The following is a 5,066-nucleotide window of genomic DNA, read 5'->3' as shown; positions in this document are numbered from 1 at the left end:
GCGACAATGCCTCGCGCAGCATGCGCAAAAGGTGTTTCCCGCTGCAGACTTCCGGTGAAGCGCTTTTTTCTTCCGACCTCACCCCCGGAGAAAGAAACGTCTCTGCGACAATCTGAATCACGAATTTCGATGAGTGACGATCACGCTTGTCGATAGTTCACCGCGCAGCGGATTCGCAGGTTGATCGGCTGCGATGCATGGCATGCCGGCCGAGCATTCGCGCAGGACATGCCAGACCGCGACGCCCTGCCGCAGCGAAAATCAGCGCGATGCGATCACGGCGACCGGGCCACCCCCATCGGGGCCTTGATGCTCGGCGCCGCCGGACACGTAGATCTCCGCATGTCCGACCAAGCCGGCCAGCACGCCGCAAACGAACGCACGCGCATGCCGCGTCGGCGAGATATCGGAATCGTCCAGCATGGTGTGCCGGAAGCCGCGCAGCATCGCGCTCTGGCTCGGCTCCGCCTTGGCCAGCATCGCAACGACCCTGTCGCGCTCGGCACCCGTGAGCTGCCCGTTTGCGGCAAAACCGAGCCGGTGCAGCGCGCCGCGCACGGGCTCGATATCGATCGCATCCGCCATTACCGCGTGATCGATCACCAGCGGGCCGCTCCAGCCTTTCGACATGCCGAGCACCACAATCTCGTGACCGAGCAATTCGATGCCGGCCGAGCAACTCGCGCGGCCGGAATGCAGCGACCAGTTGTCGCCGATATCCTTGTCGGCGATCGCGTCCGCCTGCAATTCGCCGAGCGCGACCGCAACGCCGAGCGCGCTGGCCGCACGTGACAGGCCCATGGACTTCAGCGTCGATGAGGTCGCGACCGTCTTGCCGCGTCCCGTCGCCTCGCCGATCCGTTGCGCCGTCAGCAGCGGGCACTTGACCTGCACGAAATGCACGTCCGCCGAATCGGCGATCCCCGCATCGCGCATCGCTTCGCGCACGCCGTCCGCCACGAGCGCAATCTGTCCGGCGCGGCCAAGGTCCTCCGGCGGCAATGGCACAGTTTGCGCCCGCCCGATCGCAAGTGCGGGGCCGCTATCTGCTTCGCCTTCGGCGCGTTCGAACACGGTCCAGTGCGGGGCCATTGCGCCCTCGGTGCCGCCTGACATGACGAAGCAGATCTTCTCGGCATCCGCGCGCGGCATGAACCGCGCGAAAAACTGGGTCAGCGTCATGGTGGCGAAGCCGCGGCTGAAATCGTTGACGCAGCCATTGCCCTCGGTCTTGCCGAAAACCGCGATTACGCCCCGCGGGTCGATCCGCCCCTCCTCGATCGCGCGCGCGATGCCGCTCGCATCGTCGGGAGCGTTTGCGGAAATGCGATGAACCTTGGCGATCGGCACGATCGTCTCCTCAGCAGCAAGGCGTATCGCCGGCGAAATGCGACGCGATCGCCTTATCCATGTCCTTGAGTGAAGCGGCCAGAGCGGCACTGGCTGCCATTCCGGCGCGGAAACGCGCGAGCAGATCCTGCAGCATCGCCGGATAATCGATACCAAGCACCTGGCCGCTGCGCACGATCGTCTTGCCACCGACGATGACTTCCTCGATGTGATCGGCGGTGACGCGCGCAAACAAAAGATCGCGCGGATCGAGATCAGCCTTAAGGCGGTCGTCATCGACACGCGCCCAATCGAGCAAGATGAGATCGGCCGGCTCTTGCGTATCGACACGCCCTCCGTCGCCGCTGTTCAGGACCGAGAAGCGACCGTTGCGCCATGCCGATGTCAGGATATCGGTCCGGCCGACATCGACTTCGAAGCCGCGCCCGCCGTGAAGGAGATGCGTGAGCCGCATCTCGCGCAGGGCATCGTCATCCTCGTCGAGTGCAAGCCCGTCGATACCGAACGCGACGCGGCATCCCCGCCGTATCATTTCGGCGAGCGGCGCAATGCCGGACCGGATACCGAGATTGGACGACGTGTTGACGGAAATCGTGACGCCGCGCTCGGCAAGCAACTCCAGTTCGTCCGGCCGCGCGTAGGTGCAATGCGCGAGCGTCAGCCGGGGCGACAGCAGCCCGATCGCATCGAGATAGCGCATCATCCCGTCCGGGAACTCCCGGTCCGCCCAGTCGCGCTGATAGCGCGTCTCAAGGCAATGCATGTGAACGCGGCGCCCGGTGCGGGCCGATGCCTCGGCGATTGCGCGCAAAAGCGCGTCGGAACACCACTGCACGGCGGCCGGCCCGTACTGCACGTTGAAGTCCGGCGTGTCGGTGGCTTCAGCCACCGCATCGACCAGCGCGAGCTGTTCAGCCACCGGCAACGGCGCGCGCAGAAACCGCTTCCGGATCTCCTCCGCTGCGGCAGACGGCATCGCATTGAGGATCGGCTCCGATGGACCGTAGACCAGCGGATTGCGATCGCGCAGCGCGACCGCAAAGCCGACACGCACCCCGACATCGCGCGCGGCCCGCGCCACCGCTTTCGCCTCGGTCACGTAGTCGGTCAGCCCTTGCACGCGAGTGTAATGGACCATCACCACACCGGCGCCGCCGAGCGCGGACCGCGCCAGCGAAACGGCCGCCGCTAGATAAGGATCGACCGCCGGAAACATCGCGAGATAGTGGAGCCACGTTTCGAGCGGTTTGCCACCGGCGCCGACCGAACTCGATCGCGCCGCCCGCGCGTGGTCATGCGCGTTGCACAGGACCGGCATCGCCAGCAGCGAGGGCGCACTGCCGCGATGCGGCGCAACCTTCGCGATGCGGTCGCCGCCGATCGCAATGGCGACGGGACCCGATGCCGACGCATCCGGCGCCGCCAATACGTGCTCGACCTCAATGACCCGCACGATCGCCTCCACTTCGGACCGGCACACTAGCCGATCGCGAACTCGTCCTTGCGGTGAGCCCAGCCGGTCACCCGCATCTCGATGAGTGAGAACAGGACGTAAAGCGACACACCCATCACCGCAAGGATGATGAGGCCGGCGAACACCAGCGGCACATCGAACGAGGAGGACGCAATCATCATCACGTTGCCGATGCCGCGGTTGGAGGCGACCGTTTCCGAGAGCACGACGCCGACAAAAGCGAGCGTCACGGCGACCTTGAGCGAGGCGAAGAAATACGGCATCGCGCGCGGCAGGCCGACATTCCAGAGAATGTCGAGCTTGCTGGCCCGCAGCGTTTTCATCACATCCTCAAGTTCAGGTTCCGTGGTCGCAAGCCCGGTCGCAACATTCACCACGATCGGGAACATCGACATGATCATCGCGGTCAGGATCGCGGGCACCGCGCCCGCGCCGAACCACAGGACGAAGATCGGCACAACCGCGACCTTCGGGATCGAGGCGAAGCCGATCAGGAGCGGATAAGCGACGTCATAGGCGATCTTCGATACGCCCACCAGCATGCCCAGCAGAATGCCGATCAGGATGCCAAGACTGAAGCCGACAAGCGTTGTATAGAGCGTCTGCAGGGTGTGCGGCCACAGCGCCGGCGCGCGCTCCCACAAGGTGACAAGGATCTGGCTCGGCTTCGGCACGATGAGATCGCTGATGCCGAACGCACGGCACAGCAATTCCCAGAGTAGAAAAAAGCCGATGATCAGGGCAGCCGATGCGATCCGCCGGCGCGTCTGCGGGTTCATCACGCGGCCTCCTTTTGCGGGCGGTTGGCGATGATCAGTTCGCGGAGCCGCTGTGTCATGGTGACGAAATCCGGTGCATAGGACATCTCGATGCTACGCGGGCGCGCGAACGGCACCATCGTGTCGTCGATGATGCGTCCCGGCCGCGCCTGCATCACGCAGATGCGGTTGGCGAGGAAGCCGGCCTCTTTCAGATCGTGCGTGACGAGCAGCACGGTCGGCTTTCGCGTCATCCAGAGGTCCTGCATGATCGCCCACAATTCCTCGCGCGTGAATTGGTCGAGCGCGCCGAACGGCTCGTCCAGCATCAGCAATTGCGGATCGTGGATCAGTGCGCGGCACAGCGAGGCGCGCTGCATCATGCCGCCCGACAATTGCCAGGGATACTTGTCGCCGAAGCCGGCAAGGCCGACCTGCTTGAGCAGGGCCTCGACGCGGTCGCGGAAATCGGTCTTCTTCTTGCGATGAAATTCCTGACGGAACGGCGGCACGATCTTGAGCGGCAACATCACATTGTCGCGGATCGTTTTCCACGGCAGCAGCGTCGGGTTCTGGAACGCCATGCCGACACGCATCGGCTCGGCGCCGACCTCTCGGCCGGAGACATAGACATAGCCGCTGCTGGCCTTCAGGAGCCCCGTCACGAGCTTGAGGATCGTGGACTTGCCGCAGCCGGATGGCCCGACCAGCGCAACGAAATCGCCGCGCGCGATCTTGAGACTGGTCTGCGTCAACGCCTGGACCTTCTTGTCGCCGCGGCCATAGGTCAGCGCTACATTTTCCAGCTCGACGAAAGCCTGCTCGTGGGACAATTGCCGGTCGCTCATGCTGCGCTCTCTGTGGAAGGCGAAGGACGGAAGCCGTTCGTCACGGCACGCATGGTCTTGCTGGCGTTGCGCACATCCGGCGCCGGCATCTGCTGGATCGCATGCACGGAGCGGCCCCATCCCCTAGTCGAGGGAACCAGCGTGCGGTCGCGCATCACGAAACGGCCGCGCACGATGGTGTGGATCGGCAATCCCTTCACCTTGCGGCCATGCCAGGGCGAGATTTTCGAGCGCGACTGGATCTTGGCGTCGTCGATGGTCCATTCGCGCGACAGGTCGACCAGCGCAAGATCCGCGTCCGCTCCCGGCTGGATCGCGCCCTTGCGGGGATACAGGCCCCAGTGCCGCGCGGGATTGAACGCACTCCAGCGCACATAATCGGAGATCGACATGCGGCCGGCATTCACTTGCGTGAGCATCGCCGGCATCTGCGTCTCGACGCCGGGGAAGCCGCAATCCACCGCCCAGATGTCGTTGCGGGTCTTTTCCTCCGGCGTGTGCGGCGCGTGATCGGTCGCGATCATGTCGACCGTGCCGTCCGCCAATGCGGCCCAGATCGGCTCCTGGTTCTCCTTCTCGCGCACCGGCGGGTTCACCCGGATCACGCCGGCGAAGCGCTCGTAGTCATCGGTCGAA

General features: G+C 64.8%; 5 protein-coding genes. All 5 read right to left on the bottom strand.

Annotation, left to right across the window (positions count from 1 at the left end; all coding sequences use genetic code 11):
• Positions 1–261: 261 nt before the first annotated feature.
• Positions 262–1,350 carry a ring-opening amidohydrolase gene (locus tag VNZ93_RS10145; protein ID WP_414710044.1) on the bottom strand — a complete coding sequence of 363 codons (1,089 nt, stop codon included), beginning with the start codon at positions 1,348–1,350 and terminating at the stop codon, positions 262–264.
• 10 nt (positions 1,351–1,360) lie between these two features.
• Positions 1,361–2,803, bottom strand: coding sequence for an amidohydrolase family protein (locus tag VNZ93_RS10140; protein ID WP_325703803.1), 1,443 nt, complete (start codon positions 2,801–2,803; stop codon positions 1,361–1,363).
• A gap of 26 nt (positions 2,804–2,829) precedes the next feature.
• On the bottom strand, positions 2,830–3,603 hold the full coding sequence (locus VNZ93_RS10135; RefSeq protein WP_325703800.1) for an ABC transporter permease: 774 nt from the start codon (positions 3,601–3,603) through the stop codon (positions 2,830–2,832).
• A complete protein-coding gene (locus VNZ93_RS10130) occupies positions 3,603–4,430 on the bottom strand; it encodes an ABC transporter ATP-binding protein (RefSeq protein WP_325703797.1) in 828 nt (275 codons plus the stop codon). The genes VNZ93_RS10135 and VNZ93_RS10130 overlap by 1 nt, the downstream gene beginning before the upstream one ends.
• The coding region (locus VNZ93_RS10125) for a dihydroorotase family protein (protein ID WP_325703794.1) at positions 4,427–5,066 on the bottom strand (640 nt) is incomplete at its 5' end. The genes VNZ93_RS10130 and VNZ93_RS10125, both read right to left, overlap by 4 nt.

Source organism: Pseudorhodoplanes sp. (assembly GCF_035565795.1).
Classification (GTDB): Bacteria; Pseudomonadota; Alphaproteobacteria; order Rhizobiales; family Xanthobacteraceae; genus Pseudorhodoplanes.
Note: the sequence above shows the minus strand (reverse complement) of the source record. Positions and strands in the feature narration are given on the sequence as shown.